This window comes from Bradyrhizobium sp. S3.2.6 (assembly GCF_040546885.1).
In the GTDB taxonomy this organism is placed as follows: Bacteria; Pseudomonadota; Alphaproteobacteria; order Rhizobiales; family Xanthobacteraceae; genus Bradyrhizobium; species Bradyrhizobium cytisi.
Genome location: NZ_JBEPOS010000002.1, coordinates 350,364 through 377,341, shown reverse-complemented (window position 1 = coordinate 377,341; position 26,978 = coordinate 350,364). Strand labels below are relative to the sequence as shown.

At 64.5% G+C, this 26,978-nt stretch carries 23 protein-coding genes and 1 pseudogene; 8 read left to right on the top strand and 16 right to left on the bottom strand.

Annotated features, from left to right (window positions below; all coding sequences use genetic code 11):
- Positions 1 to 236 precede the first annotated feature (236 nt).
- Positions 237 to 2,462: a carboxypeptidase-like regulatory domain-containing protein gene (locus ABID58_RS06055; RefSeq protein WP_354031920.1), complete on the bottom strand. Its 2,226-nt coding sequence runs from the start codon at positions 2,460 to 2,462 to the stop codon at positions 237 to 239.
- Positions 2,463 to 2,470: 8 nt separating this feature from the next.
- Complete coding sequence (locus ABID58_RS06050) at positions 2,471 to 2,833, bottom strand: c-type cytochrome (RefSeq protein ID WP_354031919.1); 363 nt, start codon at positions 2,831 to 2,833, stop codon at positions 2,471 to 2,473.
- 145 nt (positions 2,834 to 2,978) lie between these two features.
- Between ABID58_RS06050 and ABID58_RS06045 the strand changes: the two genes are divergently transcribed.
- Positions 2,979 to 3,146, top strand: coding sequence for a hypothetical protein (locus ABID58_RS06045; protein ID WP_502916388.1), 168 nt, complete (start codon positions 2,979 to 2,981; stop codon positions 3,144 to 3,146).
- Positions 3,147 to 3,203: 57 nt separating this feature from the next.
- Here the strand turns inward: ABID58_RS06045 and ABID58_RS06040 are convergent, their stop codons facing one another.
- The 11 genes from ABID58_RS06040 to ABID58_RS05990 form a co-directional block, all read right to left on the bottom strand.
- Positions 3,204 to 3,884 carry a response regulator transcription factor gene (locus ABID58_RS06040; protein WP_354031918.1) on the bottom strand — a complete coding sequence of 227 codons (681 nt, stop codon included), beginning with the start codon at positions 3,882 to 3,884 and terminating at the stop codon, positions 3,204 to 3,206.
- Between the two features lie 301 nt (positions 3,885 to 4,185).
- The gene (locus tag ABID58_RS06035; protein ID WP_354031917.1) at positions 4,186 to 5,763 is read right to left on the bottom strand and encodes a Do family serine endopeptidase; all 1,578 of its coding nucleotides are present in this window, start codon (positions 5,761 to 5,763) and stop codon (positions 4,186 to 4,188) included.
- Positions 5,764 to 5,969: 206 nt separating this feature from the next.
- Positions 5,970 to 6,449, bottom strand: a complete 480-nt coding sequence (locus ABID58_RS06030) for a cytochrome c-type biogenesis protein (protein WP_354031916.1) — start codon at positions 6,447 to 6,449, stop codon at positions 5,970 to 5,972.
- A gap of 4 nt (positions 6,450 to 6,453) precedes the next feature.
- The gene (locus ABID58_RS06025; RefSeq protein ID WP_354031915.1) at positions 6,454 to 8,436 is read right to left on the bottom strand and encodes a heme lyase CcmF/NrfE family subunit; all 1,983 of its coding nucleotides are present in this window, start codon (positions 8,434 to 8,436) and stop codon (positions 6,454 to 6,456) included.
- Positions 8,433 to 8,957, bottom strand: a complete 525-nt coding sequence (ccmE, locus tag ABID58_RS06020; RefSeq protein WP_354031914.1) for a cytochrome c maturation protein CcmE — start codon at positions 8,955 to 8,957, stop codon at positions 8,433 to 8,435. The genes ABID58_RS06025 and ccmE overlap by 4 nt, the downstream gene beginning before the upstream one ends.
- A gap of 37 nt (positions 8,958 to 8,994) precedes the next feature.
- Positions 8,995 to 10,110 (bottom strand): c-type cytochrome biogenesis protein CcmI, encoded by a 1,116-nt coding sequence (gene ccmI, locus ABID58_RS06015; RefSeq protein WP_354031913.1) that lies wholly within the window; start codon positions 10,108 to 10,110, stop codon positions 8,995 to 8,997.
- Between the two features lie 131 nt (positions 10,111 to 10,241).
- Complete coding sequence (locus tag ABID58_RS06010) at positions 10,242 to 10,511, bottom strand: hypothetical protein (RefSeq protein ID WP_148751995.1); 270 nt, start codon at positions 10,509 to 10,511, stop codon at positions 10,242 to 10,244.
- A gap of 100 nt (positions 10,512 to 10,611) precedes the next feature.
- A complete protein-coding gene (locus ABID58_RS06005) occupies positions 10,612 to 12,015 on the bottom strand; it encodes a hypothetical protein (RefSeq protein ID WP_148751996.1) in 1,404 nt (467 codons plus the stop codon).
- A 146-nt stretch (positions 12,016 to 12,161) separates the two neighbouring features.
- Positions 12,162 to 13,538 carry an ATP-binding protein gene (locus ABID58_RS06000; protein ID WP_148751997.1) on the bottom strand — a complete coding sequence of 459 codons (1,377 nt, stop codon included), beginning with the start codon at positions 13,536 to 13,538 and terminating at the stop codon, positions 12,162 to 12,164.
- A gap of 105 nt (positions 13,539 to 13,643) precedes the next feature.
- The gene (locus ABID58_RS05995; protein WP_011085905.1) at positions 13,644 to 14,318 is read right to left on the bottom strand and encodes a response regulator transcription factor; all 675 of its coding nucleotides are present in this window, start codon (positions 14,316 to 14,318) and stop codon (positions 13,644 to 13,646) included.
- Between the two features lie 241 nt (positions 14,319 to 14,559).
- Positions 14,560 to 14,715: a hypothetical protein gene (locus ABID58_RS05990; RefSeq protein WP_187434935.1), complete on the bottom strand. Its 156-nt coding sequence runs from the start codon at positions 14,713 to 14,715 to the stop codon at positions 14,560 to 14,562.
- Between the two features lie 235 nt (positions 14,716 to 14,950).
- On the opposite strand from ABID58_RS05990, the gene ku reads away from it, so the two are divergent.
- The 4 genes from ku to ABID58_RS05970 all read left to right on the top strand — a co-directional run bounded on the left by ku (position 14,951) and on the right by ABID58_RS05970 (position 16,982).
- Positions 14,951 to 15,949 (top strand): non-homologous end joining protein Ku, encoded by a 999-nt coding sequence (ku, locus tag ABID58_RS05985; protein WP_354031912.1) that lies wholly within the window; start codon positions 14,951 to 14,953, stop codon positions 15,947 to 15,949.
- Positions 15,950 to 16,007: 58 nt separating this feature from the next.
- The gene (locus ABID58_RS05980; protein ID WP_148751999.1) at positions 16,008 to 16,244 is read left to right on the top strand and encodes a hypothetical protein; all 237 of its coding nucleotides are present in this window, start codon (positions 16,008 to 16,010) and stop codon (positions 16,242 to 16,244) included.
- Positions 16,245 to 16,471: 227 nt separating this feature from the next.
- Positions 16,472 to 16,615, top strand: a complete 144-nt coding sequence (locus ABID58_RS05975; RefSeq protein WP_354031911.1) for a hypothetical protein — start codon at positions 16,472 to 16,474, stop codon at positions 16,613 to 16,615.
- Positions 16,616 to 16,817: 202 nt separating this feature from the next.
- Complete coding sequence (locus ABID58_RS05970) at positions 16,818 to 16,982, top strand: Flp family type IVb pilin (RefSeq protein WP_148752128.1); 165 nt, start codon at positions 16,818 to 16,820, stop codon at positions 16,980 to 16,982.
- Positions 16,983 to 17,729: 747 nt separating this feature from the next.
- Here ABID58_RS05970 and ABID58_RS05965 read toward each other — a convergent pair.
- Both ABID58_RS05965 and ABID58_RS05960 read right to left on the bottom strand, forming a co-directional pair.
- Positions 17,730 to 17,888, bottom strand: coding sequence for a hypothetical protein (locus ABID58_RS05965; protein ID WP_354031910.1), 159 nt, complete (start codon positions 17,886 to 17,888; stop codon positions 17,730 to 17,732).
- A complete protein-coding gene (locus ABID58_RS05960) occupies positions 17,889 to 18,569 on the bottom strand; it encodes a hypothetical protein (RefSeq protein WP_354031909.1) in 681 nt (226 codons plus the stop codon).
- A gap of 745 nt (positions 18,570 to 19,314) precedes the next feature.
- On the opposite strand from ABID58_RS05960, the pseudogene ABID58_RS05955 reads away from it, so the two are divergent.
- The 3 genes and pseudogenes from ABID58_RS05955 to ABID58_RS05945 form a co-directional block, all read left to right on the top strand.
- Positions 19,315 to 20,952 (top strand): annotated as a pseudogene (locus ABID58_RS05955) (thiamine pyrophosphate-requiring protein); the annotation flags it as partial.
- Between the two features lie 95 nt (positions 20,953 to 21,047).
- Positions 21,048 to 23,534, top strand: coding sequence for a GAF domain-containing sensor histidine kinase (locus tag ABID58_RS05950; RefSeq protein ID WP_187434937.1), 2,487 nt, complete (start codon positions 21,048 to 21,050; stop codon positions 23,532 to 23,534).
- A 78-nt stretch (positions 23,535 to 23,612) separates the two neighbouring features.
- Positions 23,613 to 25,256, top strand: coding sequence for an alpha/beta hydrolase (locus tag ABID58_RS05945; protein WP_354032181.1), 1,644 nt, complete (start codon positions 23,613 to 23,615; stop codon positions 25,254 to 25,256).
- Positions 25,257 to 25,262: 6 nt separating this feature from the next.
- On the opposite strand, the gene ABID58_RS05940 is transcribed toward ABID58_RS05945, so the two are convergent.
- Positions 25,263 to 26,852 (bottom strand): MDR family MFS transporter, encoded by a 1,590-nt coding sequence (locus ABID58_RS05940; RefSeq protein WP_354031908.1) that lies wholly within the window; start codon positions 26,850 to 26,852, stop codon positions 25,263 to 25,265.
- Positions 26,853 to 26,978 lie beyond the last annotated feature (126 nt).

Genomic DNA, 26,978 nt, shown 5'->3' with positions numbered 1-26,978 from the left:
TGGACAATCGCCCGGGCTGGCAGATGGGTACGCTGACATGAAAGCCTAAGGCTTTGTTAAATCCCGCAAAACTTAAATCTTGGCCATGTGGCGACCACAACGATGGACCGTGGCTTCTTGCTGCCGGTTGTCGGGCACGGCGGCACCCGTCCAGCGGCGGCCGCGCCACAACCTCGCGGTCGAGCGCCTACGCACCACAGCTACCGCTATCAAGGTGGGTTTCGCCGGGGCCGATCCTAGTGAGCTACGGGATCCGGACGCAGCTGAAACTGGACGACCAACGGACTGGATCGCGTGGCCTCCGTCGCGCCTGGCGCGCCGGGATGGGGTGCGTCAGTCCCCTCAATATGAACTGGGGTGCGGTTGCCGGACGTCACCCACAACCCGCGGCCTTTCCAGCCCGCGGTAGGATCATCGATCCGCCCGTCGATCTGCTTGGCGAAGAACCCCATCGGATAGGGAACGCGCAGCTCGACGAAGCGGCCATTCACCAGCGCATGCAGTGAATCGGACTGGTTGCCGGTTGCGATCGGGGTATTGGCACCTAGCCCGAGGATGTCATGCTGATCGACCCAAAGATAATACGGGTTCTCTGCCGCAGCCGTATCGCCCTGTAGCGGCGGTCCCGGCAACGGATAGAAGCTCCAGCCTTCGGGGCATCTGTCACCCTGCTCCGCTCCGGGACCGTTCAGCGGGCCTTTGCATTTGCGGCGATCGAAGCTGCCGATATGGCCGCTGTCGAGCGGGACCCACACGACGCCGTCACGATCAACATCCATGCCGCGGATGCCATAGCCGGGTAGTGGCACTCTGTAGACCTCGGATAATGCGGTGTCGGGCGGATTTGACCCAGGATCGACGCGAATGATGTAGCCAGGATGCGGGAGGCTCGAGCCCCAGATCGAACCGTCCAGCGGGCTTGCCGAGATGCCGTACAGACCGAGCGGAATGCGCGTATCCTTGCTTGCATCGATCGGCTGGCCGGGCTCGTTGTAGCCTTCGTCGCGCCTGCCATTGCCGTTGGTGTCGACAACGAGCGCCGTCCAGCCCTGCGCGGCCGCCGCGTCGCCATCCGACCAAAACCTCCTGGTATTCACCCATCCGACGACTGCGTTCCTTCCTTGCGTGTTGTTGCTGAACCAAAGCGTATTCGCTTCATCCTCGGCAAAATTGAGATGCTGGGTGCCGAAACAGGTATCGATGAATGTGAACTTCCCGGTGCGAGGATCGTAGACCGTCACTTGCCGCGAGTTCTGGCTGAATCCCTCCGGCCTCGCCGTGAGCGGATAGAGCTGGGCTGAACGAAGCGGCGAGTCTTTGCCGCAATAGACGGGCACTTCCGCCGGCGATCGCGTTTGGGCCGTGAAATAGATCCGGCCATCCCGGTCCATCGCTGGCGAATGGGCATTGACCTGGCTGTCCCATACTTGCTCGCGCCCGAAGTAGGGCGAAGATGCAAATACCGGGTTGGCCAATGCCGAGCTCGGAGTGCTCTCGGGCTCGCGGACCGGCACGTCGACGACGCTCTTGACGTCGTGCACGGGATCGAGCACCGGCATCGTATTGCTGCTGAGCTCGGTCGCACCATAAAGCGGGCCGTTCGCATTCACGGTCGGCTGCCGCTTGTCGGTTGCCGCGAGGTCATGCAGGTAGTGCTTCGGATCGAGCCAGTCGCGTATCGTGACGACGAGATTGCGCTCGATGCCCATCGGCCGCGACGGTGCAGTCCTTGGAAGCTCGCCGGCCTTGATGCGATCGGTCCAGTCCGCAAGCGCGGCGAGGTGACCGCCATCCGGCGTCAACAGGCGGCCCATCGTGCGCACCATGGTTGTCCCGCCGGGCCCCGATTGCAGTCGTCGCGCCCACGCCGCGACACTCGGAAGATGATCGAACTCGGGCGGGACGGTGCGTGTGGCATAATTCCCGATCTGATGACAATTGCCGCAACCGTTGGTCTTGATGACGTCGAGCCATTGATCGCGAGTCTTGAATTCACTGGGAATGCCGTTGCCATTGGCGCCGGTGCCGGGAAATTTGTCCGGGCCGGGCGGCTTGAGCAGCGAGAACCAATAGATCGCGGGATAGTATTGTGCCGCCGCTGCACGATCCGGCGCAATCACCGCATCCAGCTTCAACCGTTGGCCTCGCTCGCCGCCGACCTTCGGCGAGTCGACAAGACCATAGCCGCGGCTCCAGACCTGGTAGTGCGCGGCCGGAAGATCGGGAATGACGAAGCGTCCCGCATCATCTGTCACAACGACCTTCGCGAAACGCGTGCCGAGATCCTGGGTCTCGGCGATCACCCAGACCCCGCCTTCCGGTCCGTCCGCGCTTCGGACAGTGCCGCCGATGTCGTGAGCACCGATATCGACCGACAACGTCTGCTGTGCAGATGCAATTGGCAGGCGCGCAAACGTAAATACCAGCGCCAATGCCGCGATCGGGCCAATCCGTGGTGCCATGGACGCCTCTATTTCTGACTCGCCACGTAGGCAATGAGATCGTCCAGCTGCGAGTCCGCGATCCCCTGAAACACCGACATCCTGTTGCCGGGAATCATGAGGTTCGGCGCAATGACGAAGGAGGCAATCTCATCGGCCCCCCAGGTCCAGCTCGCCGCAGCGAGAAATTCCGGCGAATATTTGTATCCTGGTGCGGTCCCGGCCTTGCGCCCCGCGATCCCAAACAGATTCGGCCCAAAACGATTTGGCTCGCCTTTGCCGATGGTGTGACACAGCGCGCATTCGCGACTGAAGATCACGGCGCCTTTCACCGGGTCGCCGGCCGCGCAAGCAGGGTCGATAGCAATGCCGACCGCCGCCGCTGCCAGCACAAGACGGCGCGCAACCGCGAACAACTGCACGGAGCGGCTCCCTGTTCGAATTCCGGCGACAACACGCCTCGATAGCCTCGGTTCCTACTGACCACACCAGCCTCGAAATCAGCACCGGAAACTTCAACATCCGGTGATGCGAGACGTGGTGGATGAAACCGGCCGGCTCGGCCAGCCGTTTCTGGGCAGCGGCGAGGTCGGCCAGGGACCAGCAGCGGCTTCGATCGCGAATGCGATTGCAAATGCCACCGGCAAGCGCCTGCGGGATCTGCCGCTAAGGCGAGAACGGGTCAGAAGAGCAATCCAGGCCTAGCTGGAGTCCGGTCCTGCTCTGTCTGGAGCCGGCACACATGAATTCCTTACGGAGACTTCAGCGTATCCCGTCGCGGATCATGTACCCGGCGCCGCGGATCGTGTGCAGCAGCGGCCGGTCGAAGCCCTTATCGATCTTGGAGCGCAGCCGCGAAATGTGCACGTCGATCACGTTGGTCTGCGGATCGAAATGATAATCCCAGACGTTCTCCAGCAGCATGGTGCGCGTCACCACCTGGCCGGCATGTTTCATCAAATACTCGAGCAGGCGGAATTCGCGCGGCTGCAGCGTCAGCTCGTCCTTGCCGCGGGCGACGCGGTGAGAGAGCCGGTCGAGCTCGAGGTCGCCGACACGGTAGAGCGTGTCCTCGGCGGGACCGCCGCGGCGGCGCGACAGCACCTCGACGCGGGCCAGCAGCTCGGCAAAGGAATACGGCTTTGGCAGATAGTCGTCGCCGCCGGCGCGCAGGCCCTTGATGCGATCGTCGACCTGCCCGAGCGCAGAGAGAATCAGCACCGGCGTCGTATCGCCCTTGTCACGAAGCGAGCCGATCAGCGACAGCCCGTCGCGCTTGGGCAGCATGCGGTCGATCACCAGCACGTCGTAATCGCCGTTCTCGGCCATGACGAGGCCCTCCTCGCCGTCACCGGCGTGGTCGGCAATGTGTCCGACCTCGCGGAACGCCTTCACGAGATAGTCGGCGGATTCGCGGTCGTCTTCGATGATGAGGAGGCGCATTGTGCGTTCGGCGGCGGTCAAGGAGATCAACCTTCTCTGAACATGGCGCGAGCGGCAATCGCATGCAAGCCAAGCGAACGGGACTTCTTAGGCAAACAGGACTTGGGTAGGCAAAAAGGCGGGCGGTGAAGCTGGGGGGACCTCACCGCCCTATGCCTTCCGACGGAGGGGGGCGTAATTCCACCGGAAGGTAGGCATGGGGAGCAGGCGTTGCGCTGCTCCCCGGAAGAGTGCCGGCGGCGGGGGCGACTGATGCCGGCGACACCCTTCATCTCGCAAGCCTCCTGAGGCTCAGCCCTTGTCAGCCCTTGGCAATGGGCACCGCGACGAAGCGCGACTGGCCGCCGCTCTTCACGCGCATCAGGACGCTGTTCTTGTTGTCGGTCCGCGCCGTGTTGATGGCGTCGCGGACCTCGCCGGCGGTGCTCACGCTCTTGCCGCCGACTTCGAGAATCACGTCGCCTTCCTTGAAGCCGCGCTCGGCGGCCGCACTCTTCGGATCGACTTCGGTGACCACGACGCCGTCCTTGCCGGCGCCGGCCACGGAGTTGGCGGGCGCAACCGTCATGCCGAGCTTCGGCACGTCGGTGCCCTTGCTCGCGCCCTTGCCGCTGTCGTTGTCGTTGTCGGCCTTGGCCTCGACCGTGTTCGGCAGCTGGCCGAGGGTGAGGTTCACGACCTTGTCCTGGCCCTTGTGCAGCACATTGAGCTTCACGGACGCGCCGGGCGCCATGCCGCCGATGGTGCGGGCGAGCTCGCGGGCGTCCTTGACGGATTCGCCGTTGACCGTCGTGATCACGTCGCCGGACTCGATGCCGGCCTTGGCCGCCGGGCCATCCTTCTGCGGCTCCGCCACCAGCGCGCCTTCGGCCTTCTTCATGCCGAGGCTGTCGGCGATGTCCGAGGTGACAGGCTGGATCTGCACGCCGATCCAGCCGCGGCTGACCGAGCCCTTATCCTTGAGCTGGGCGACCACGCTCTTCACGGTGTTGGCGGGGATCGAGAACGCGATACCGACGCTGCCGCCGGAGGGCGAATAGATCGCGGTATTGACGCCCATCACTTCACCCTCAGTGTTGAAGGCCGGACCGCCGGAATTGCCCTTGTTGACGGGCGCATCGATCTGGATGAAATCGTCATACGGGCCGTTGCCGATGTCGCGGCCGCTGGCCGAGACGATGCCCGCGGTCACGGTGCCGCCGAGACCGAAGGGGTTGCCGACCGCCAGCACCCAGTCGCCGATCCGCGGCTTGCCGTCGGCAAGCTTGGCGAAGGGGAAGCTAGAGCTACCCTCGACCTTGATCAGGGCGATGTCGGTGCGCTGGTCGGTGCCGATCACCTTGGCGCTGAAGGTCTTGCCGTCGTCAGTGGTGACCTCGACCTTGTCGGCGCCGTCGACCACGTGGTTGTTGGTCACGGCGTAGCCGTCAGCCGAGATGAAGAAGCCGGAGCCCTGGCCCTGCACGACGCGGCCACGGCCCCCCTTCTGGCCCGGGAAACCATCGGGACCGCCGAAGCGGCGGAAGAAGCGCTCCATCGGCGAGCCAGGCTGGAACGGCGAGGCGGAATCATCGCCGTCGTCGTTGCTCGCGGTCTTCTCCTTGATGTTGACCTTCACCGAGATCACCGAGGGCTTCACGCGCTCGACGATGTCGGCGAAGCCGATCGGACGCTCGACCTTCTTGACCTCGTTGTTGACCTGCGCGTGCGCCGGGCTGGAGAACAGGTCGGCGGGCGACGTCGTCGGGCTGAAGCCGTGGACGGCGACACCGAGACCGGCGACGACCGAGGCCATCAGGGCGATTCTGCGGGCGGAAAACACGGAACGGCGAGGCTGCCGGTAGGACGGAAGGTTGGTGAGGTCGGGACGATCGGTCATGCAGGTCTCCAGGGCCTTGAAATCCATCTGGTGCCCGGTAGCGGCACCTTACGGACATGAAGATGGGGATTTGCGCCTTACCGCGCGCTGGCTGCGGGGTTAAACTTTTGTAATGAAGACCGCGCTGGCGTGCGGCAGTTTAGCGCATACCAAAAGTCGCGATCTTGCAGGAACTTAACGGGTTCCGGCGACGGCGCCGCGCGACCCTAGCGCGATGTCGCATCGTCCGACATCAGGGCGGCAAGCCGCGCCTCTTCCTCGGGCGTCAGCGGCGCCATGACGTCTGTGCCGTTCCGCGAGCGACGCCTAATTTGCCGCCACAATGCAAAACCACCGCCGGCCAGCAGCAGCGGCGCGAGCAGCCACAGGAGCAGGGTCTGCCGTTCGAAGCGCGGCTTGAGCAGCACGAACTCGCCATAACGGGCGACCAGGAAATCCAGCACCTGAGGGTTACTGTCGCCGGCCGCGATGCGCTCGCGCACGAGAAGACGCAGATCGCGCGCGAGCGGCGCATCGGAATCGTCGATCGACTGGTTCTGGCAGACCATGCAGCGCAGCTCGCGCGACAAGTCGCGCGCCCGGGCCTCCTTGACGGGATCAGACATGATCTCGTCGGGCTGCACCGCATGCACCGCCGGCATAGCCAGCAGCATGAGCGCGACGATCGCGGACATCATCCGGCGCATCGCGTCACTCCGCAGGCTGCAGGCGCTGCTTGGCCCGCGCCGGCTTCGGCGCACCGACCCGCAGGCGTCGGTCGGATAGCGACAGCACGCCGCCGAACGCCATCAGCACCGGCCCCCACCAGATCATGAGCACCAGCGGCTTGTGATAGATGCGCACGGCGATTGCGCCCTCGGCGGTGACGTCGCCAAGCGAGATGTAGAGCTGGCTCGCGCCGCGAGTCAAAAGCGCAGCTTCCGTGGTGGAGGAGCCGCGCGTGGTGAAGCTGCGCTTCGACGGCGTCATGACGCTGAGCGCTTCGCCGTCCCGACTGACGTTGAACTGGGCAATCATCTCGCGGTAGTTCGGCCCCTGGCGCTCGAGCACGCCGTCGAGCTTCAGGTCATATCCGGCGACCTGCGCGACGTCGTTCGGCTTCATGGTCGCGATATATTCCGTGTTCCAGGTGGTCTCGCAGACGATCCCGATCAGCGCGACGCCGAGACCGGCATGCGCGAACACAGTTCCCCAGGCCGAGCGCGGCAGGCCGCGAGCGCGAAGCAGCGACGTTGCTAACGGCAGACGAAACAGGCCGGTTCGTTCAGCCAGATCCGTCGCGGCCCCGGCAATGACGAAGACCCCGAGCCCGATGGCCAATGGCGCCAGTGCGCTGCCGCCACGCATCCAGGCCCAGACGATCGCGATCACCACAAGACCCGCCACGCCGGCCGCAAGCAGCCGCTGGGTGACGCCGAGCAGATCGCCGCGCTTCCACGCCAGCATGGGCCCGAACGGTACGGCCAGCAGCAACAGAACGAACAGCGGCACGAAGCTGAGATTGTAGAACGGTGCGCCCACGGACATCTTGAAGTCGGCGAGCACTTCCATCGCCAAGGGATAGAGCGTGCCGAACAGCACGACCGCGCAGGCCACCGTCAGCAGTAGATTGTTCAGCACCAGCGCGCCCTCGCGCGAGATCGGCGCGAACAAGCCGCCCTGCTTCAACGAGGTCGCGCGTCCCGCGAACAGCGACAGGCTGCCGCCGATGAACAGGCAGAGGATCAGCAGGATGAAGACGCCGCGGGTCGGATCATTGGCGAAGGCGTGGACGGAGGTGATGACGCCCGAGCGCACCAGGAAGGTGCCGAGCAGCGACAGCGAGAAGGTCAGGATCGAAAGCAGGATGGTCCAGACCTTCAGCGCGTTGCGCTTCTCCATCACCAGCGCCGAGTGCAGCAGCGCCGTGCCGGCGAGCCACGGCATCAGCGAGGCGTTCTCGACCGGGTCCCAGAACCACCAGCCCCCCCAGCCGAGCTCGTAATAGGCCCAGTAGGAGCCCATCGCGATACCGAGCGTCAGGAAGATCCAGGCGACCAGCGTCCACGGCCGCACCCAGCGCGCCCAGGCCGCATCGATCCGCCCCTCGATCAGCGCCGCGATCGCAAACGAGAACGAGATCGAGAAGCCGACATAGCCGAGATAGAGCATCGGCGGATGCACGGCGAGACCGATGTCCTGAAGCACCGGATTGAGGTCGCGCCCCTCGATCGGCGGATTGACGATGCGCAGGAACGGATTCGAGGTGATCAGGATAAAGAGATAGAAGGCGCTCGCGATCCAGGCCTGGACCGCCAGCACATGCGCACGCAGCGACAGCGGCAGATTGTTGCCGAACGCCGCGACCAGCCCGCCGAACAGCGCCAGGATCGACACCCACAACAGCATCGAGCCTTCATGGTTTCCCCACACGCCGGTGATCTTGTAGATCAGCGGCTTCATGGAGTGGGAATTCTCGTAGACATTGGCGACGGAGAAATCCGAGTTCACGTGCAACGTCACGAGCGCGATGAACGAGGCGCCGACGAACACGAGCTGCGCCAGCGCGGTGGAACGCGCCACGTTCATCAGCGCGGAATCGCGCAAGCGGGCGCCGATCATCGGCACGAAGGACTGGATCAGCGCCAGCGCGAGCGCCAGCACCAGCGCGTAATGCCCGGCTTCCGCGATCACCGCACCGCTCCCTGCGAATTGCCCAGCGCCGTCGTCGAAGGCTTCGCGTCACCAGAAGGCTTGGCACCACCAGCAGCCTGGGCGCCGTAATCGTCCTTCCAGTGCCCTTGCTTCTTCAGGGCATCGGCCACGTCCTTGGGCATGTAGGTCTCGTCGTGCTTGGCCAGCACGGTGTCGGCCTTGAACACGCCGTTGGCATCAAGCGCGCCTTCGGCAACGACGCCCTGCCCTTCGCGGAACAGATCGGGCAGGATGCCCTTGTAGGCGACGGGCAGCTTGGCACCGCCGTCGGCCACTTCAAACGTCACCGCGAGATTGTCGCCACGCTGCAGCGAGCCCGGCTGCACCAGGCCGCCGAGGCGAAAACGCTTGCCGGGCTGGACGTGGTTTTCGGCCACCATAGTCGGGGTCGAGAAGAACACGATGGAGTCGCGAAGTGCGTTGAGCACCAGCGCGGCTGCGAGCGCGAGCACGGCGAGGGAGCCGCCGATGATGGTCATACGTCGCTGCTTGCGCGTCATGGCTTATCCGTTCTCCGCTCGTCTCGTGCCGCGCCTGTCATCCGTCGAGCCCGAGAGTCTTGAGGCCTTCGTTGAGCCGGCGCAACCGCTCGGAATCCTTGGCGACGGCCTGGCGGGCATCGGTCGAGGCGGCCTGCGCCTTGTCGCGATCGCCCATCACCAGATAGGCGCGCACCAGACGTAGCCAGCCCTCGACATCGTCGCCGTTCTGCTTGAGGCGCGTGGCGAGACGGTCGACCATGCCGCGGACCATCGCGTTGCGATCGCCGTCGTTCATCTCCTTGGACGCTGCGATCGTCTCGTCGGACAGCGCCGGCATCGTCACGCCGCCACCGCCGACCCGCGCGAGCGAGGTCTGCACCAGCGGCCGCCACGGCGCATCCGCGGGCGCTTTCGCCAGCAGCGCGCGCCAGATATTGGCCGCGTCATCCTTGCGGCCGTCCTGCTCGGCTGCGAGCCCGAGGAAATAATTCGCCTTGGGATCGTCGGCGTTGAGCGCATGCGCACGCTCGAACTCGGTCTTGGCTTCCGCCGTCACCACGCCGCTGGCAGCGGCCGTAATCGCCTCGCCGAGATCGGAGCGGCGCTCCGCGCTCTCGCCGTTATAGGTGATCGAGCTGCGATAGGCGCGCACGGCGTCGTCAAAGCGGCCAAGCCGCTCCAGCACCGGCGCGAGCACGTTCCAGCCGCGGCCATCGGTCGGATTTTTTTCCAGATGTTGCTGGACCTGCACGACGAGGTTCTCGAGCGACTGCGCCATGCCGGACCCCGCCCCACGCTCCCGCTGCGCTAGCGGGAAGTCGCGAAGCGCGGGCGATCCGAGCGGAACGTAAATTGCGGCCGCCACCAGAGGCAGGCCGACCAGGGCCAGCACGGCGGCCGCGCGGCGCCATTTCAGACTGGATGTCAGCACGAGCCCAGACTCGCTGCCGGCGGCGGCGAGCAGCCTGCGGCTGATCTCGACGCGCGCCGCCTCGGCTTCAGGTAGCGCGATCAGTCCTGCCGCGAGATCACGCTCGATCTCGGCCAGCTGATCCTTGTAGACCGCGACCTCGCTGCCTTGATTGTCAGGACGCGCGCCGCGGCCGAGCGGCCAGAGCACAGCGAATATCGCCGCGACCGTCATCAGCGCGAACACGAACCATAGCGTCATCTGGCAAGCTTCCGGCAGCGCGCGAGCCGCGCCTGTAGGTGGCTTTACACCACGGCCGGACGATGCGGCAATTGACAATTGTCAATTTGGTGCGAGCGCACATAGTCCCGAAATGGTGAAAATCCAACGGCTTAGCTGATCTCGAAGTCCACGCTTCGAGCGGCGTCCTCGCCATGCCCGTTGAAGGCCCTCAGGAAATATGTTCCCGGCTCGATTGCCTCAGGCAATCTGATGCGCAACGCCCCGACCGGAACGGGCGATGCAACCCTGGTGACGGTTTCTGACAGTTGCCGACCGCTTGTCTTCTCGACCAGCACCACCTTCGCGCCGACCATCAGCCTTTGATATTTGGCAACAATGACGCGGTTTTCGATTTCGATGGAGCTGATAACGGGTTTCATGCGCCCACAGATAGAAATTCCAGAAGCTTGCACGGGGACCGTAGGGCCCGCGACCGGCAGCGTCAACTACAAATTGTGATTACGTAAAAATGCGCTTGGATCAGCTTGCGCGGGTCGATTTGCGCTCGCCCGTCGCCGCGTTCTCTGCCGCGCGGCTCATCAGCGAGGCGTAATCGTTGCCAAACAGCACCTGGCAGAAGCGGATCGCGGCCTGCACCTGCTGCTGCCGGTAGGTACGGACCTTGTGATCGGCAGCGCGCAGCGACTGCACCAGCTGCTCGGTCGACCGTTCCACATATTGCTGCAGGTCGGAATAGGTGCGCAGCGTCACCTCGTTGATCGCGAGCTCACTGGCATAATTGCGGCAGGTTGCGACGAAATCGATCAGCGCCACGGTTTCCTCGACCTCGGTGCTGTCGATCCGCGCGCCCGGCGGAATGTCCTTCTCGGGGCGCTGGCGCAGGATGCGGCGGACGCGGCCGGGAACGTTGTCGATCTCCGACTGCAGCGCGTTGGAGATGTCGGCCCGAATCGAGGTCAGCTGCTTGCCCCAGGCGGAATCGTTGCGCAGGTCGAGCTCGGTGCGCAGGCCGCGGACGCCGTCGTGCAGCGCTTTCAGATTGTCGGCCACCGTCTCGAAATGGCCGCGCTTGATGTCCATGCGCAAATTGGCGGCGACCCGGGCCAGATCGTGCAGGGCTATCGTGACGGCCACGCCGTACGGCGTCGCCGCGACGCGGATCTCGTCGTCGGACGCGGCGATCTTGATGGCGAGGCGAATGATCTGCCACGGCGCGGTCATGCGCTGGACCACCACCGACAGCGCAAATGGCAGCATCTGCGGGGTCTGGAGCACGGGAACGTTGAGCGCAGCGGTCACCGAGGCGATCTGTGGATCGCCGAATGTCCGCAGGAAGCGCGGCAGCTTTTCATTGAGCGTGCCAATGGCCTCGCGAACGGCGAGCACCGCGCCGATCGAATAGAGGTCCTCGATCACGCTGGGCGGACCGACACGGGCGAGCGCGCGCGACTTGTCGCCGCCGCCGGGCCCCGTCAGCTCGAAGATGGCGTGCGCAGCCACGGCCTGGAGCTTGAGCGCCAGCGCCTCGACCTGCCCCGCACTGTCCGACGCCGGCATGCGCGCCAGCGCCGCCTCAAATTCGTTGATCTTGTCCGGGGCGCCGTCGCGGCCGAGCCATTGCCAGATCGGATGGAGTGCGGAGCGGCGGATCTGTCCGACCCGGGTCGGGGCGCCAGCCTCGACCAGGAACGGTTCCAGAATCTGGAACAGCAGCCGCGACAGATCGTCGGCGCGCGGCGGCGCAACTTCGTCGGCCTCGGTCTTGCGCACGATCTTGCGCAGCTGCTCGAGCACGAGGGTTGCGACCGCGGTGTCCTGGCCGCGCTCAAGCGCGCGCTCGAACTCCCGCATCAGCAGCGCCTGCGCTTGCGGCGGGAGCTGCGCGAGATATTCCCTCAGCCGCTCGATCGATGTCTGGCTCATGCGCCCGGGTAATGCACGGTAAGTGGCGGACGAGGATGCGTCCTCTCCGATCATAGCCGGGTGCGCCTTAAGAAGCCGTTGAGGAAGTCGCTCCGAATACCTCCGGTTTCGTTCGGAAGCCCAAATAATCGTTTGAGATCAGAGGATTATACTCCCGGCAGCACCAGCTCGGCCCGTAGACCCCCGATCGGGGCGCTGCCGAGCGACAGGCTGCCGCCATAGAGCGCGGCAAGATCGGTCACGATCGACAGCCCCAGCCCGGAGCCCGGCTTGGACTCGTCGAGCCGCTGGCCGCGCCGGGAGACCTGGGCACGCTCGGCCTCCGAGAGGCCGCGCCCGTCGTCATCGACAATGAGCCGGAGCCTGGGGCCTGCGCCGGCCTGCTGCGAGGCCTCCACCAGCACCTCGATGAAGACGCGCGAGGCCGCCCATTTGCAGGCATTGTCGACGAGATTGCCGACCATCTCCTCCAGATCCTGCCGCTCGCCGCGGAATTTCGCCGATGGATCGGCCTCGGCCTCGATGGCAATGCCGCGGCCGCGGTGGATCTTCTCCATGGTCCGCCGCAACGCCTCGATAGCGGGGGCAACCTCGGTCACGGTGCCGACGATCGAGACGCGGGCCGCGATGCGGGCGCGCTCCAGATGATGGGCGAGCTGGTTGCGCATCACATCCGCCTGCTCCATCACCTTGGCCGCGAACGGATCGGCCGCATGCGTTCCGGCCTCGTTGACGATCACCGACAGCGGCGTCTTGATCGCATGGGCGAGATTACCGACATGGGTTCGCGCCCGCTCCACGATCTCGCGATTGGCGTCGATCAGCGCGTTGGTCTCGCGCGCGAGCGGCGCGATCTCGACCGGGAATTCGCCCTCGAGCCGCTCCGCCCGTCCGGAGCGGATGTCGGCAATGGATTCCGAGATGCGCTTGAGCGGGGCAAGGCCGAAGCGAACCTGGAACACGGTGGTCAGCAGCAGCACGATGCCGAGCGCCGTGAAGGTGCCGCCGAGATAGTAGTCGAAGCTGCGCGTCTCGTCGAAGATCTCGGTATCATCGCCGGCGACGCTGACCAGGTATTTGCCGTCGGCGCCGAGATCGACGGGACGCTCGACCATGCGCAGATTCTGCCCTTCCGGCCCGTCGACATAAGCGAGGCGAATGCCGGCCGCGGTGAGCTCGGTGCCCTGCTCTTCCAGCTTCGGCAGCTTCTTGTCCCAGAGCGAGCGCGAGGACCGCACCTCCGGCTTCTCCGTGTCGGTGCGCGTGATCTGCCAGTACCAGCCGGACAGCGGCAGCTCGAACAGGGGCTCGCCAAGCGATTGGAACTGGCGATCCGGCGGCTCGTCCGGCGTGGCGACCTCGGCGATCAGGGTACGGAGATAGAGGTTGAGCCGGCGGTCGAAGGCGCGCTCGGTCGCGTTCTTGTAGACCGACGACAGCACAACACCCGTGATGGCCAGGATCACCACGAGCCAGGCGGTCGCCGACAGGAACAGGCGGTTCGCAAGCGAGCTGGCGGGCATCGGAATGATCCCGGAGGCGCGGGGTGGCGGCATGGCGTCGGCGGTCATGACCGGACCAAGGCCCGTGTAGGCGCGGCCGTCAAGCCAAGATCCTTCGAAAGCCCCTTAAGCGCCCGGCGCCGGCGGCGGGGTCAGGAGATAGCCGAGGCCGCGGACCGTCTGGATGATGTCGACGTCGAGCTTCTTGCGGATGCGGCCGACGAAGACTTCAATCGTGTTGGAGTCGCGGTCAAAATCCTGGTCGTAGAGATGCTCGACCAGCTCGGTGCGCGACACCACCCGCCCCGAATGGTGCATCAGGTAGGCCAGAAGCCGATATTCGTGCGAGGTCATCTTGACGGGATTGCCGGAGACGCTGACCCGGCCGGTGCGGGTGTCGAGCGTGACCGGGCCGCAGCTGAGCTCACTCTGGGCATGGCCGGTAGAACGGCGCAGCAGCGCGCGGATCCGCGCCAGCACCTCCTCCAGGTGGAACGGCTTGGCGACATAGTCGTCGGCGCCGGCATCAAAACCCTGGACCTTGTCGCTCCAGCGGTCGCGCGCGGTGAGGATCAGGACCGGCATGGTGCGGCCGTTGCGGCGCCAGGCTTCCAGCACCGAGATGCCGTCCTTCTTCGGCAGGCCGATATCGAGCACCACGGCGTCATACGGCTCGTTGTCGCCGAGATAATGCCCCTCCTCTCCGTCAAAGGCGCGGTCGACGACATAGCCGGCGTCCGTCAGCGCCTTGGTGAGCTGACGATTGAGATCGGGGTCGTCCTCAACAACGAGCAGGCGCACGCTTCTCTCCGAAATGACTGCATCAACTACGTCACAGATGATCAATCCCGGCGTGAACTGAATATGAACGCGGGGAACCGGTCGCGTTATTTTTTGGTCATATACTTGGTCATATACGATGTGTTCGCACCAGACGCGACTGCGCCCGCCAGGCCACCGGGCGAGGCCTGTGGCATGGCGGGCGCAGTGTGCCGCGTTAGCGGCTGAGTCGGAAGGTCCGCCCTTCCCGCTGAATTGTCCGTCAGGTCCGGAAGAACACGAACCAGATGACGGCGAGGATCAGGATCGCAAGCCCGGTTGAGATGGCGAGCAGCGCCGCCACCGACGGCCCCGGCTCGCCCTGGCGCGCCTCGGTTGCAGTTTCAACGATCTGACGGTCCTCGCGCGTGCGTGCCATGGTGGCCTCAATCTCTGAACGTCGCCTCCGCTGACCGCGAACTCATCACGGCCCTGTGTCCGGGGCCAACGCCCGATCCGATACGATGTTCCGGTCTTTTGCCAGTCGATCGGACCGAACCGCACCGTCAGCGGCTGGTTAACGCAGTTGCAAGATTCCGCACTGACCCATGTAGGATTCGGTGTTCCCCGATGGTATCGTCATAAGCCTGTCCCTGTTGCGTTTGGAGTAACCCATGGCCCCCCGTGCCAACTGGAAGGGTTTTTTGCGCCTCTCGCTCGTGACCTGCCCGGTCGCGCTGTATCCGGCCACGTCGGATACCGAGAAGGTCTCGTTCAACCAGATCAACCGCAAGACCGGCCACCGGATCAAATATCTCAAGGTCGACGCCGAGACCGGTGACGAGGTGACCTCCGAGGACATCGTCAAGGGCTACAAGGTCGACACCGACACCTACATCGAGGTCACCAAGGACGAGCTCGACGACATCGCACTGGACTCGACACACACGATCGACATCGACGAGTTCGTGCCGAAGACCGATATCGACAACCGCTATCTGATCCGCCCCTATTATCTCGTGCCGGACGGCAAGGTCGGCCACGATGCCTATGCGGTGATCCGCGAGACCATTCGCAGCATGGACAAGGTCGCGATCGGCCGCGTGGTGCTGACCAATCGCGAGCACATCATCGCGCTCGAGCCGCTCGAGGCCGGGCTGATGGGAACGCTGCTGCGCTATCCCTACGAGGTGCGCAGCGAAGGCGAATATTTCGACGACATCCAGGACGTGAAGCTGACGAAAGACATGCTCGACCTCGCCAAGCACATCGTCGAGAAGAAGTCCGGCGCGTTCGAACCCGAGCTGTTCGAGGACCATTACGAGAGCGCGCTGATCGATCTCATCAACAAGAAGCGCGCGGGCGCGCCGATCGCAGCCAAGTCCACACCGAAGAGCGGCGGCAACGTCATCAACCTGATGGACGCGCTGAAGAAGAGTCTCGCCAGCGAGAAGGATGCGGCGCCCGCAGCGAAGGTCGCCAGGGAGACGGTCAAGGAAACCGCCAAGGATACCGGCAAGGCCAGGAAGCCGAAGAAACGCGTCGAAGGCCAGCGCGAGATGCTGCTGCCGATCTCCGGCAAGGGCGGCAAGGAGGCCGCGGCCAAGGAAGCTATATCGAAGAAGGCCGACAAGCCGGTGCGCGCGACCACACGGACGAAGAAGGCCGGCTGACGACCTCGCATCACCGATCGCGCCGTGACGTCTCCCCTCACCGACCGGGCTGCCTGACATGCCCTGGTCGACGCCGTTCGACGATCCGATCAACTTGCGCGGCGGACGCCGGCTCCGCACGCTGCAAGAGGCCGCCGACTTCATCATGCAGCTGCCCGCAGCCGAGCAGCAGGAGCCGCGCTGGCAGACTGCGATCGAGATGCTGATCAACGCGGCGGAAACCGGCGGCGGCTGGCTGATGTTCGCGCGCGTTGGGATGCTGCGGGCGTTGAACACGGACGGCCGCCGTGGATAAGCCGCGACCGGCATGCTTGACGATCGGTTGACGAACAGCCTCAACAATCCGTTAAGCGGCGCGCTTCCCTTTCGCACGATCATGTCATCGTGTCGCACCGAGTATTCCTACGGGAACCAAAATTAACCTCCGATTCCCCTTGCTCGCCCCATGGTCCGGCGTTCGATTGAGCCAGGGTTCGCACCTTCGTGCCGCAGCAGGACGCCAGAAAGAACTACATCGGCATCGTGAGTGACACGACCGAGGAAGAGCGCATCGCCGACACTGCCGCGCGCGTGCAGCCGCATGTGGTGGGCTATCTGGTCGGTCGTCTCGCGGCTGCGCTGGGACGCGCCCGCAAGGGTGCGCTGGAACGCACCACCAGGAGTTGAGGCGGGCCGGCTTCCCCTCATTTGAATTGGATAATGAAACCTTCGTTTAACGGCTGTTACGTTAAGACACAGCAGGCAAGGTCCGGCCGAGTCTTGCCTATTTCGAGCCCGGCCTATTTGACGCGCGCAAATGCGCGCCGACCACTTTACCGGTTTGATAACGCCGCGCGCCTACATTGGATCGGATCAAGAGGAGTTGGCGATGGTTTTGCTTAGGTCTTTTCTTGCCGATGAAAATGGCGCCACCGCGATCGAGTATGGCCTGATCGCCGCCGGCGTCGCGCTTGCGATCGTGACCATCGTGACCAACACGGGCAGCGTCCTCCTCAGCAACAAGTTCAACTCGATCAGCGCAGCCACGAAGTAGTTTCGTGATCGCGAGCGCAGCGTGGAGTGGGGACGGCGTAAACGCCGTTGACAGCCACCTGCGTGGAGCGACAGCTCTCTCCACCGTCATTGCGATGAGCTCGCGACGAAATTGCGCAGCAATTTTGCGCTGATGCGACGAAGCAATCCAGAATCTTTCCGCGGAAAGATTCTGGATTGCTTCGCTCCGCTCGCAATGACGGCGTGCGGAGAGGCGGCACAGCTCTGACAACTGACATTTCCAATTGTAGACACACCTCCGCATCCTCGCGTCGACTTTTAAGGGCGCAGGGACGGCTTTCGCTTCCGCTCTACCCGTCCTACGGGCATATTTTCAACACGGCGCGGCTCCGAGTCATGCTATCAATCGCTGAACCAAAGCCACTTGAAGGATACGGATGAAAAGCGCGACGCTGCTGGTTCTTGGCTTCGTGTTTGTTGGCGTCTGGTCGCAGGACAGCGCGACAGGGCAGACGTCAGTCGCGCCGCCGGTTTCGCTTGCTCCGCCCAAAGCATCGCCGCCGCGGGCGGGCGCTGGGATTTCGCCGGCAGCGTCTGACAATCGGTCCTCGACACCGGCGATGAACGGACCTTCATTGTCGCCAAATCCAGCTATCGACTATGACGGCTTCAGCGCCGGCACCGACGACAATGACGCACCTAGCCAGCTGGCGCCGCCTGTGAGATCACGCGCAGCGAAGGGCTCCAGTCGGGATACAAATGGCCTCGACGCGCAGTCATCGATTGATCAGGAAGACGAGGCGTTGAAGCGAAAGCTGACGATTTGCAAAAACTGCAAATAGAACGTTTCATCGACCGCCGGTGAAAACGCCTCGCGGCCGTAGCCGACGGCAAGCTCGTAGTCCGGATCGAGCGCTGCGTGCAGTTCGCAAGCGCTCATCGGCATTCACAGTCCCGGTTTAGTGGCCCTAGCGCTTTCGTAGCTCGGAAAAGTCCAGTTGAAGCTGTGCGCCGCGAGCTGCTTCGCAGCAAGCTCAGGCAATTTGAGCGGAGGACATTTATTGATCTGTCCAAGGAGCTCCGTCGCGGCGCGGGCATATCTCTGGGTGCGTTCGGGATTCTCCAGCATCGGCGGACGCCCGTAGGTGCCGTCCTGCCGGTAGTCAAGCCTGACAACTATGGCCGGGCCCCTTCGCAACGGCGTCCAGCACTTCTGGAAGCTGGCTTTGAGTGCGGCGTTGATCGATGCGCTGATCGCTGCGTAGGACGTCTGGTCTTTCTCGTGTGAAAACTGGAATTCCTGTTTGACGGAATGCCGGGCGCGACCAAAGGGGTCGACGATATATGGTTGACAGCTACGCAGCTGTTTGAGGGCAACCTCGACGTCCGCGCGGAAATCGTCGCTATCCACGGGATCTACGACCTCGGGCTCTCCGTCAATCATTCCGTTCGCGGCGATGGTTGCCCGCAACTTCACTTTGCCTTGCAGTTTGCCCGCTTGCTGCGAAAAACATTTCTGAATGCTGCGGTGAAATTCGTCCACTTGCCACGCGGTGTACCCACCGTATTCAGCAGACGAGGCTGTACCGACCAAGCACAGCGAGATCATTAGCCAGAGGTAACGCATTTTCAGATCGAGCCCTTCGCGCTTGAGATCATATTTCGCATGATCACAATTGTAAATTGTGCTCCTCGCTTGAGCTTCCCCGCTCGCCCGTAGTTCGGATGGAGCGAACGCTCCATCCGAACTACGGCAGCTGATGATCTGCCAAAGCTGCCAATAGGCGGTTCCCGTTGGTCATGCCGACCTGCGGCTGGCAAGCTCGTAGGATGGGCCGAACTCTTCCGAAACCCATCGCGTTGATATTGAATTTCCGCTCGCGAAACCGTGAAGAGACTTCGTCAGCCGCGCGGAACGAAATAATCCGCCTCCGGATTGAAGTCGCTTTCGAGCGATCACGAAGTCACGGCAATACGTCGCCGAGCTACTGTCTCGACTGTTCTGATTGGGAGAGACAACAATGCAGTCACATCAGGCTTTCGTCGCTCCGGCAATCATCCTCTGTTGCTCGCTGTTGAGCATCGCCACTCTGGTGATGGTCGGAGCGTAGTGAAGGCAGGTTAAAAGTCCATGCGCGAAGAATTCACATCGCTCGCTTTTCTGGCCGTAACCGCGGCCGGGGTCGCGTTACTGGGATCAGGTCTGCTCGCACTGGCCTTGGTAGGATAGGCCGCTCGCCCGCCACGTCCGGCGGCCCGCTCGCGCTGCATAGCAGCCTTCTGCGTGCGAAGCGCCGCTTTACCCTCCCGGCATTTCCTGATCCTCTCTCCCTAATCGGCCGGACCAACCGGCCCGCCACAGGGAGAGAGACGCCATGAAGCTCGGCACCGCCATTGCGGAAATCATGCGGCGCGAGGGGATCGAGATCCTCTGCGGCTATCCCGTCAACCATCTGATCGAGCACGCGGCGAAGGCCGAGATCCGCCCCGTGATGGTGCGCCAGGAGCGCGTCGGTTTGCACATGGCGGATGCGATCTCCCGCGTCACGTCGGGACGCACGATCGGCGCGTTCTGCATGCAGCACGGGCCCGGCGCCGAGAATGCGATGGGTGGCGTCGCGCAGTGCTTTGGCGAATCCGTTCCGGTGCTGGTGCTGCCGATGGGCTATCAGCGCAGGCTTGCGCATATCGAGCCGAACTTCAATTCCAGCGAAGCGATGAAACCGTTCTCGAAATCATCCGAGCCGATCATCCTCGCCGCCGAGGTCGCCAATATTTTCCGGCGCGCCTTCACCAGGCTCAAGAACGGGCGCGGCGGGCCTGTCATCGTCGAGATCCCCGCCGACATGTGGAACGAGGATGTGCCGGAGCCCCTGAACTACACGCCGGTGCTGCGCACCCGCTATGGCGCCGACCCCGTGCATGTCAGGGAAGCGGCCGGCCTGCTCGTCAACGCCAGGCGGCCGGTGATCTATGCCGGCCAGGGCGTGCATTACGCGCAGGCCTGGCCGCAACTGAAACGCCTTGCCGAGCGGCTCGCCATTCCCGTCACCACCAGTCTCGGCGGCAAATCCTCTTTCCCCGAGACGCATCCGCTGTCGCTCGGCTCGGGCGGCCTCGCGGTGCCGCGCGCGGTGCCAAAATTCCTCGCTGAAGCCGACGTCGTCTTCGGCATCGGCTGCTCCTTCACCGAGACCAGTTTTGGCATCGCGATGCCGAAGGGCAAGACCATCATCCATTCGACGCTCGATCCGAACCATCTCAACAAGGATGTGGAGGCGAAGATCGGCCTCGTCGGCGACGCGGGTCTCGTGCTCGATGCGCTGCTGGAGGAGATCGGCAAGTCCGTCACGTCGAATCGCGATGCCTCGGCAGTCGCCGCAGAGATCGCGGCTTCGCACAAGGAGTGGCTCGCAAAATGGATGCCGAAACTCACCAGCAACGATGCGCCGCTCAACCCCTATCGCGTGCTGTGGGACCTGCAACACACCGTCGACATCGACAACACCATCATCACCCATGACGCCGGCAGCCCGCGCGACCAGCTCTCGCCGTTCTGGAAGGCGGTCACGCCCCTGTCCTATCTCGGCTGGGGCAAGACGACGCAGCTTGGCTACGGCCTTGGTCTCGCGATGGGCGCCAAGCTCGCAAAACCCGACAAGCTCTGCATCAATGTCTGGGGCGATGCGGCCATTGGCTTCACGGGCATGGATTTCGAGACCGCGGTGCGCGAGCGGATCCCGATCATGTCGATCCTGCTCAACAACTTCTCGATGGCGATCGAACTGAAGGTGATGCCGATCTCGACCGAGAAATATCGCTCGACCGACATTTCCGGCGACTATGCCGCGATGGCGCGCGCCTTTGGCGGCTACGGCGAGCGGGTGACGAGGCCGGAGGATATCATCCCCGCGATCAAGCGCGGCATCCAGAAGACGCAGGAAGGCGTGCCGGTGCTGCTGGAGTTCATCACCAGCAAGGAGACCGAGGTGTCGCGGCCGGGCACGTGAGGCAACCGCAGCTCCGCGGGCGCTGGCTCCGGCCGCAGAAGATGTGATAATCCGGCCTGGTGCCGCGCATGTCGCGGCCTTCAGCCGGAATGCGAATGACCAGCCTTTCCAACGATGCTGCCGGGATCGACGAGCTCAAGCGGCAATTGCAGTCCGCCGCGGCCGAGACCGCGCGGCTGCGCGATCGGCAAAACGCCAGCGCCGAGATCTTGCGCACCATCGCCGCCTCTCCCTCCGATGCCCGCCCCGTCTTTGCGGCGATCGCGTCCAGCTCAAAGCGCCTGCTCGGCGGCTTCTCCGCCACCGTGCTCCAGTTCATCGGCGATGAGCTGCACCTCGTGGCGTTTACGCCGACCAGCCCGGAAGGCGACGAAGGGCTGAAGGCGTCGTTCCCGCGGCGGATCGAGGATTTTCCGACCTTTGCGCTGGTTCGCGGCGGAGAGACGATCCAGTTTCCCGACAGCGAAGCCGACGAGGTCCCGGAGCTCAACCGCGATCTCGCGCGGCTGCGTGGCTTCCGCAGCGTGCTGTTCATGCCGCTGATGAACCGCGGCGAAGCCGTCGGCATGATCAGCGTCACGCGGACCGAGACCGGTGCATTCGCGCCCGATCTCGTGGAGCTGCTCCAGACCTTCGCCGACCAGGCGGTGATCGCGATCGAGAATGCGCGGCTGTTCAACGCCACGCGCGAGACGCTGGAACGCCAGACCGCCACGGCCGACATCTTGAGGGTGATGGCGGCTTCGCCCTCCGACGTGCAGCCGGTGTTCGACGCCATCGCCACCAACGCCAACCGGCTGATCGGCGGCTTCTCCACCGCCGTGCTGCGCTACATCGACGGCGCCGCGCACCTTGCCGCCTTCACGCCGGGCGATCCGGCCGGCGATCGCGTGCTGCAGGAATCGTTCCCGGTGCCGTTGGCGCAGTTTCCGGCCCACCAGCTCACGGCCAGTGGCGAATCGACTCAGCTGCCCGACACCGAGCTCGAGCCGGCCGCACGCGACATCGCCCGCGCCCGCGGCTTTCGCAGCATGCTGTTCACGCCTTTGATGAGCGAGGGTGAGGCCAAAGGCGTCATCATCGCGACGCGGCGGACGACCGGCGCGTTCGCCGAGCATCATGTGCGGCTGTTGCAGACCTTCGCCGACCAGGCCGTGATCGCGGTCAAGAATGTCAGCCTGTTCAACGCCACCAGGGAAGCGCTGGAACGGCAGACTGCAACAGCCGATATCCTCAAGGTGATCGCGGCCTCGCCCGCCGACGTCACGCCGGTGTTCCAGGCGATCTCCGACAGCGCCAAGGCGCTGGTCGGCGGGCATTCCTCCACCGTCACCCGCGTCATCGACGGCGTGCTGCATCTGGCGGCCTTCACCACCGACAACGAGGCCGGCAACGCCGAGCTGCTCAGCACGTTCCCGGCGCCGCTGTCGTCATCAGGCATTCACAGCCGGGTGGCGACCAGCGGTGCGTACGCATTCCGCAGCGACATGCAGAACGAGGCAGACCTGACGGAGGCGATGCGGGAGCTGGCGCGGACGCGCGGCTATCGCAGCATCCTCGTGATCCCGATGCTGCGCGACGGCGTTGCGATCGGCACCATCGGCGTGACGCGCCCCGAAGCCGGCCCCTTCCCCGACAAGGCTATCAGCCTGCTCAAGACCTTCGCCGACCAGGCCGTGATTGCAATCGAGAACACGCGGCTGTTCAACGAGGTGCAGGACCGCACGCGCGACCTTGCGAAATCGCTCGACGATTTGCGCGCCGCGCAGGACCGGCTGATCCAGACCGAGAAGCTCGCCTCGCTCGGCCAGCTCACCGCCGGCATCGCGCACGAGATCAAGAACCCGCTCAACTTCGTCAACAATTTCGCCGCGCTCTCGGCCGAACTGACGGACGAGCTGAACGAGGTGCTCGCGCCCGCGCCGCTCGGCGACGATGTCCGCAACGACGTCGACGAGCTGACCGGGATGCTGAAGGACAATCTGCAAAAGGTCGTGCAGCACGGCAAGCGCGCCGATTCCATCGTCAAGAACATGCTGCTGCATTCGCGCGAAGGCGGCGGCGAGTACGGCTTGAGCGACATCAATGCGCTGGTCGAGGAGAGCCTCAACCTTGCCTATCATGGCGCGCGTGCCGAGAAGCCGCAGTTCGACGTGACGCTGAAGCGCGAGCTCGATCCGGCCGCAGGCTCCGCAAATTTGTTTCCGCAGGAGATCTCGCGGGTGCTGCTGAACCTGATCTCGAACGGGTTTTATGCGGTGACAAAGCGTCAGGCGGAGAGCGGCGGCGGCACTTTCGAGCCGGTCGTGACCGCCACCACCCGCGACCGCGGCGACAGCATCGAGATCCGCATCCGCGACAACGGCACCGGCATTCCCGACGACGTGAAGGCGAAAATGTTCAATCCGTTCTTCACGACCAAGCCGGCCGGCGAAGGCACCGGCCTCGGATTGTCGATGAGCCACGACATCGTGGTCAAGCAGCACGGCGGCACGATCGACGTCGCGACGGAGCCCGGTCGGTTCACGGAGTTCACGATTGTGCTGCCGCGGAAGGGCGGTTTTGCGGACAACAAGGGATAGCGTCACCAGGGGGATGGCTTGACTGGTCTCGCGCGGTTCTTTCGGCGGCAATTGCTCTCGCTGTCCGGCGTCGGCCTGATGCTGGGCGCGCTGTTCTTCGCAGCCGCGCTGACGCCGACGCTGATCCCGCGCAGCTATCTCACGCAAGGGGCGCTGGCCGGCGGCTGCTTTGCGATCGGCTACCTCAGTGGTGTCCTGTGGCGCCGGCTATGGCACTATCTCGAGCTGCCCGAGCCGTCAGCGCGCGCGAGATCTGTTGCGAATGCGCTGGTCGCAATCGGCTGTCTGCTCGTCGTCATCGCCGCCCTCTGGCGCACGACCGCATGGCAGAATGCGATCCGCAGTGTCATGAAGATGGCGCCGGTCGAGACCGCGCATCCGCTCAAGGTCTGCATCATCGCCTTGATCACGTTCGTGGTGCTGCTGGTGCTGGGGCGGCTGTTCGCACTTGTCGCCCGCGTCCTCGCCACGCGCACGGGGCGTGTCATTCCGCGAAAAGTTGCAAACGTCATTGGCGTGCTGGTGGCAGCACTGCTGTTCTGGGCGATCGCCAGCAATGTCCTGATCCGCACGGCGTTCAACGCGCTCGATTCCTCGTTCCGCGAGCTCGATGTCCTGCTCGAGCCCGAACGCCCGCAGCCGACCGCCTCGAATCGGACCGGAAGCCCGGCATCTCTGGTGAAGTGGAAGGAGCTCGGGCGCATGGGGCGCCGCTTCATTGCCTCGGGCCCGACCGCGGCCGAGATCAGTGCCGTCACGGAACGGCCCGCGGAGGAGCCCGTGCGCGTCTATGTCGGCCTCGCTGCCCGCGATACGGCGCAAGGGCGCGCCAGGCTTGCGCTCGACGAGCTCAAGCGCCAGCACGGTTTTGAACGCAAGATCCTGATCGTCATCACGCCGACCGGCACAGGCTGGATCGATCCGTCCGCGATGGATACGGTCGAATATCTCCACCACGGCGACGTCGCCAGCGTCGCGATGCAGTATTCCTATCTCAACAGCCCGCTGTCGCTGCTGTTTCAGCCCGAATACGGCGCGGATGCCGCGCGTGCCCTGTTCGCGGAAATCTACGGCTACTGGACGACGCTGCCGAAGGAGAAGCGGCCGAAGCTGTATTTGCACGGGCTCAGCCTCGGTGCCCTCAACTCGGAAAAGTCGGCCGAGCTGTTCGAGACGATCGGCGATCCCATTGCCGGCGCGCTGTGGAGCGGACCGCCGTTCGAGAGCCGCATCTGGCGCTCGATCACCGACAACCGCAATCCGGGCTCGCCGGCGTGGCTGCCTGAATTCCGCGACGGCCGCTTCGTGCGCTTCATTAACCAGAACGGGCCGACGGTGCCCGCAGATGCGCCATGGGGCCCGATGCGCGTCGTCTATCTGCAATATGCCAGCGACGCGATCACGTTCTTCGCCTACCGCGACGCCTACCACCCCCCGGCCTGGATGAATGCGCCGCGCGGCCCCGACGTGTCACCGGAGCTTAGGTGGTATCCGATCGTCACCATGCTTCAACTCGCCCTCGACATGGCGGTCGCGACCAACACGCCGATGGGCTTTGGCCATGTCTACGCGCCCGAGCATTATGTCGATGCCTGGGTCGCGGTCACCGATGTCAATGATTGGTCGGCTGATGCGCTGGCGAAGCTTAAGGAGCAGCTTGCGGCAAAAGCGCGGAAGACGAGCGTCGGCAATCTCGACGACGATCCTGATCGCGGCGGATAGAGATCGCTACTCCGCCATCTCGACGGGCTGCGTGGTGGTGGGACCAGCCAGCGGCCGCTCCTCCATCATGATCAGGCAGAGCGAGGCGGTGGTCATCAGCGCGGTCGCGGCCGCAAAGACGTAGCGAAAGGCGTGCCGCATGTCCTCGGTGGGGATCGCCGGGATGGAGCCTGCGGCGTGATGCTCGCCGGCCAGCGGAATATCGGCGCCGAGTGCGATCAGCAGGATGGCGGCGAACGCAGCGACCGTGAACGAGGACATCAGCGAGCGGAAGAAGTTCATCGCGCCGGTGATGGTGCCGACCTGCGGGCGGGCGACCGAATTCTGCAGCGAGACCACGCAGACCGGGAAGGTCGTGCCGAGGCCGAGCGCGAACGCGGCCATCAGCGTCAGCAGGCCCCACAGCGGCAGCGTGGTAACCGTGAGGCCGAGCGCGCAGATCGCAGCCCAGGACGTGCCGATGATGGCGACGCGCTTGTAGTGCTTGGCGCGCGCCATGGTGCGGCCCGCGATCGCCGCACCACAGGTCGAGACCGCCGCGAGCGGAATCAGCGCAAGCCCCGCCTCGCTGGCGCTGAGGTGATAGACCAACTCGTAATAGAGCGGCAGCTGCACGGTGAGGCCGGTGATGGCCCCTAACCCGCAGCCGCCGGCGGTCAGCGCGAACGGCGCGACCGATCCCGAGAGCAGCGGCAACGGCAGGAACGGCTCGTCGGCGCGGCGCGCGTGCCATACGAAGGTGACCGCAAGCGCGACGGCGCCGCCCACCATCGACAGCACGGTCGGCGAGAGCCAGGGATAGCGCGTGCCGCCCCAGGTCAGCACCAGCATGAAGACGACGGCAGAGGCCATCAGCAGCACGCCGCCGAGCCAGTCGACCTTGCGCTTGCGGTGGAACACCGGGATCTTCTTCATCTTCGGCAGCAGCAGCGCGAGCGCTGCGGCTGCGAGCGGCAGGTTGATCCAGAAGATCATCGACCAGTGCAGATGCTCGGCGAACACGCCGCCGATGACGGGGCCGAGAATGCCGCCGACCATCCAGACGCTGGAGAAATAAGCCTGGTACTGGCCGCGCTCGCGCGGGGACACCACGTCGGAGATCACGGTCTGCACGACAGGCATGATGCCGCCGCCGCCCAGCCCCTGCAGGCCGCGCGCCAAAATCAGCATCGGCATGTTCGGCGCGATCGCGCACAACACCGATCCCGCGATGAACAGGCTCAGCGACACGATGATCATGGCCTTGCGGCCGTAGATGTCGCTCAGCGTCCCGAACACCGGCGCGACCGCGGTCGAGGCGAGCAGATAGGCGGTGATGACCCAGGAGAGATTCGAGACATCCTGGAACTGACGGCCGATGGTCGGCAGCGCAGTGGCGACGATGGTCTGGTCGAGGGCAGCCAGGAACATCGTCAGCATCAGGCTGAGTACGATGGTCCGGACCTCGTCCTGCGACAGCGGGACCGGCGGCGCGAGGGAAGGAGCGTCACTCACGCTGATGACCTCGCCCGGAAGGCGGGTCAGTTCCTCGGCGATCTCGTCGGGCAATGTCTGGATGTCGGCAGATTGGCTGCTCTGCCGTGCGAACTTGTTCATTCGGGCGTATCAGATCGAGCGTGTTGCGGTGCAAAGCCGCGAAGGATTCGTTCTATGAACCCAATCTAGACAGCAAAGTTCTTCTCAGGCAGGCACCGCGGCGCATGGGTGCATCCCGCACCACGG

Coding starts and splice junctions, on each gene's coding strand:
- ABID58_RS06055 (WP_354031920.1), bottom strand. CDS start 2,462: ATGGCACCACGGATTGGCCCGATCGCGGCATTGGCGCTGGTATTTACG.
- ABID58_RS06010 (WP_148751995.1), bottom strand. CDS start 10,511: ATGAAACCCGTTATCAGCTCCATCGAAATCGAAAACCGCGTCATTGTT.
- ABID58_RS06005 (WP_148751996.1), bottom strand. CDS start 12,015: ATGAGCCAGACATCGATCGAGCGGCTGAGGGAATATCTCGCGCAGCTC.
- ABID58_RS05990 (WP_187434935.1), bottom strand. CDS start 14,715: ATGGCACGCACGCGCGAGGACCGTCAGATCGTTGAAACTGCAACCGAG.
- ABID58_RS05945 (WP_354032181.1), top strand. CDS start 23,613: ATGCTGGGCGCGCTGTTCTTCGCAGCCGCGCTGACGCCGACGCTGATC.
- ABID58_RS05960 (WP_354031909.1), bottom strand. CDS start 18,569: ATGCGTTACCTCTGGCTAATGATCTCGCTGTGCTTGGTCGGTACAGCC.
- ABID58_RS06035 (WP_354031917.1), bottom strand. CDS start 5,763: ATGACCGATCGTCCCGACCTCACCAACCTTCCGTCCTACCGGCAGCCT.
- ABID58_RS06040 (WP_354031918.1), bottom strand. CDS start 3,884: ATGCGCCTCCTCATCATCGAAGACGACCGCGAATCCGCCGACTATCTC.
- ccmE (WP_354031914.1), bottom strand. CDS start 8,957: ATGACGCGCAAGCAGCGACGTATGACCATCATCGGCGGCTCCCTCGCC.
- ku (WP_354031912.1), top strand. CDS start 14,951: ATGGCCCCCCGTGCCAACTGGAAGGGTTTTTTGCGCCTCTCGCTCGTG.
- ABID58_RS06000 (WP_148751997.1), bottom strand. CDS start 13,538: ATGCCCGCCAGCTCGCTTGCGAACCGCCTGTTCCTGTCGGCGACCGCC.
- ABID58_RS06030 (WP_354031916.1), bottom strand. CDS start 6,449: ATGCGCCGGATGATGTCCGCGATCGTCGCGCTCATGCTGCTGGCTATG.
- ABID58_RS05950 (WP_187434937.1), top strand. CDS start 21,048: ATGACCAGCCTTTCCAACGATGCTGCCGGGATCGACGAGCTCAAGCGG.
- ABID58_RS05970 (WP_148752128.1), top strand. CDS start 16,818: ATGGTTTTGCTTAGGTCTTTTCTTGCCGATGAAAATGGCGCCACCGCG.
- ccmI (WP_354031913.1), bottom strand. CDS start 10,110: ATGACGCTATGGTTCGTGTTCGCGCTGATGACGGTCGCGGCGATATTC.
- ABID58_RS05980 (WP_148751999.1), top strand. CDS start 16,008: ATGCCCTGGTCGACGCCGTTCGACGATCCGATCAACTTGCGCGGCGGA.
- ABID58_RS05940 (WP_354031908.1), bottom strand. CDS start 26,852: ATGAACAAGTTCGCACGGCAGAGCAGCCAATCTGCCGACATCCAGACA.
- ABID58_RS05965 (WP_354031910.1), bottom strand. CDS start 17,888: ATGCCGATGAGCGCTTGCGAACTGCACGCAGCGCTCGATCCGGACTAC.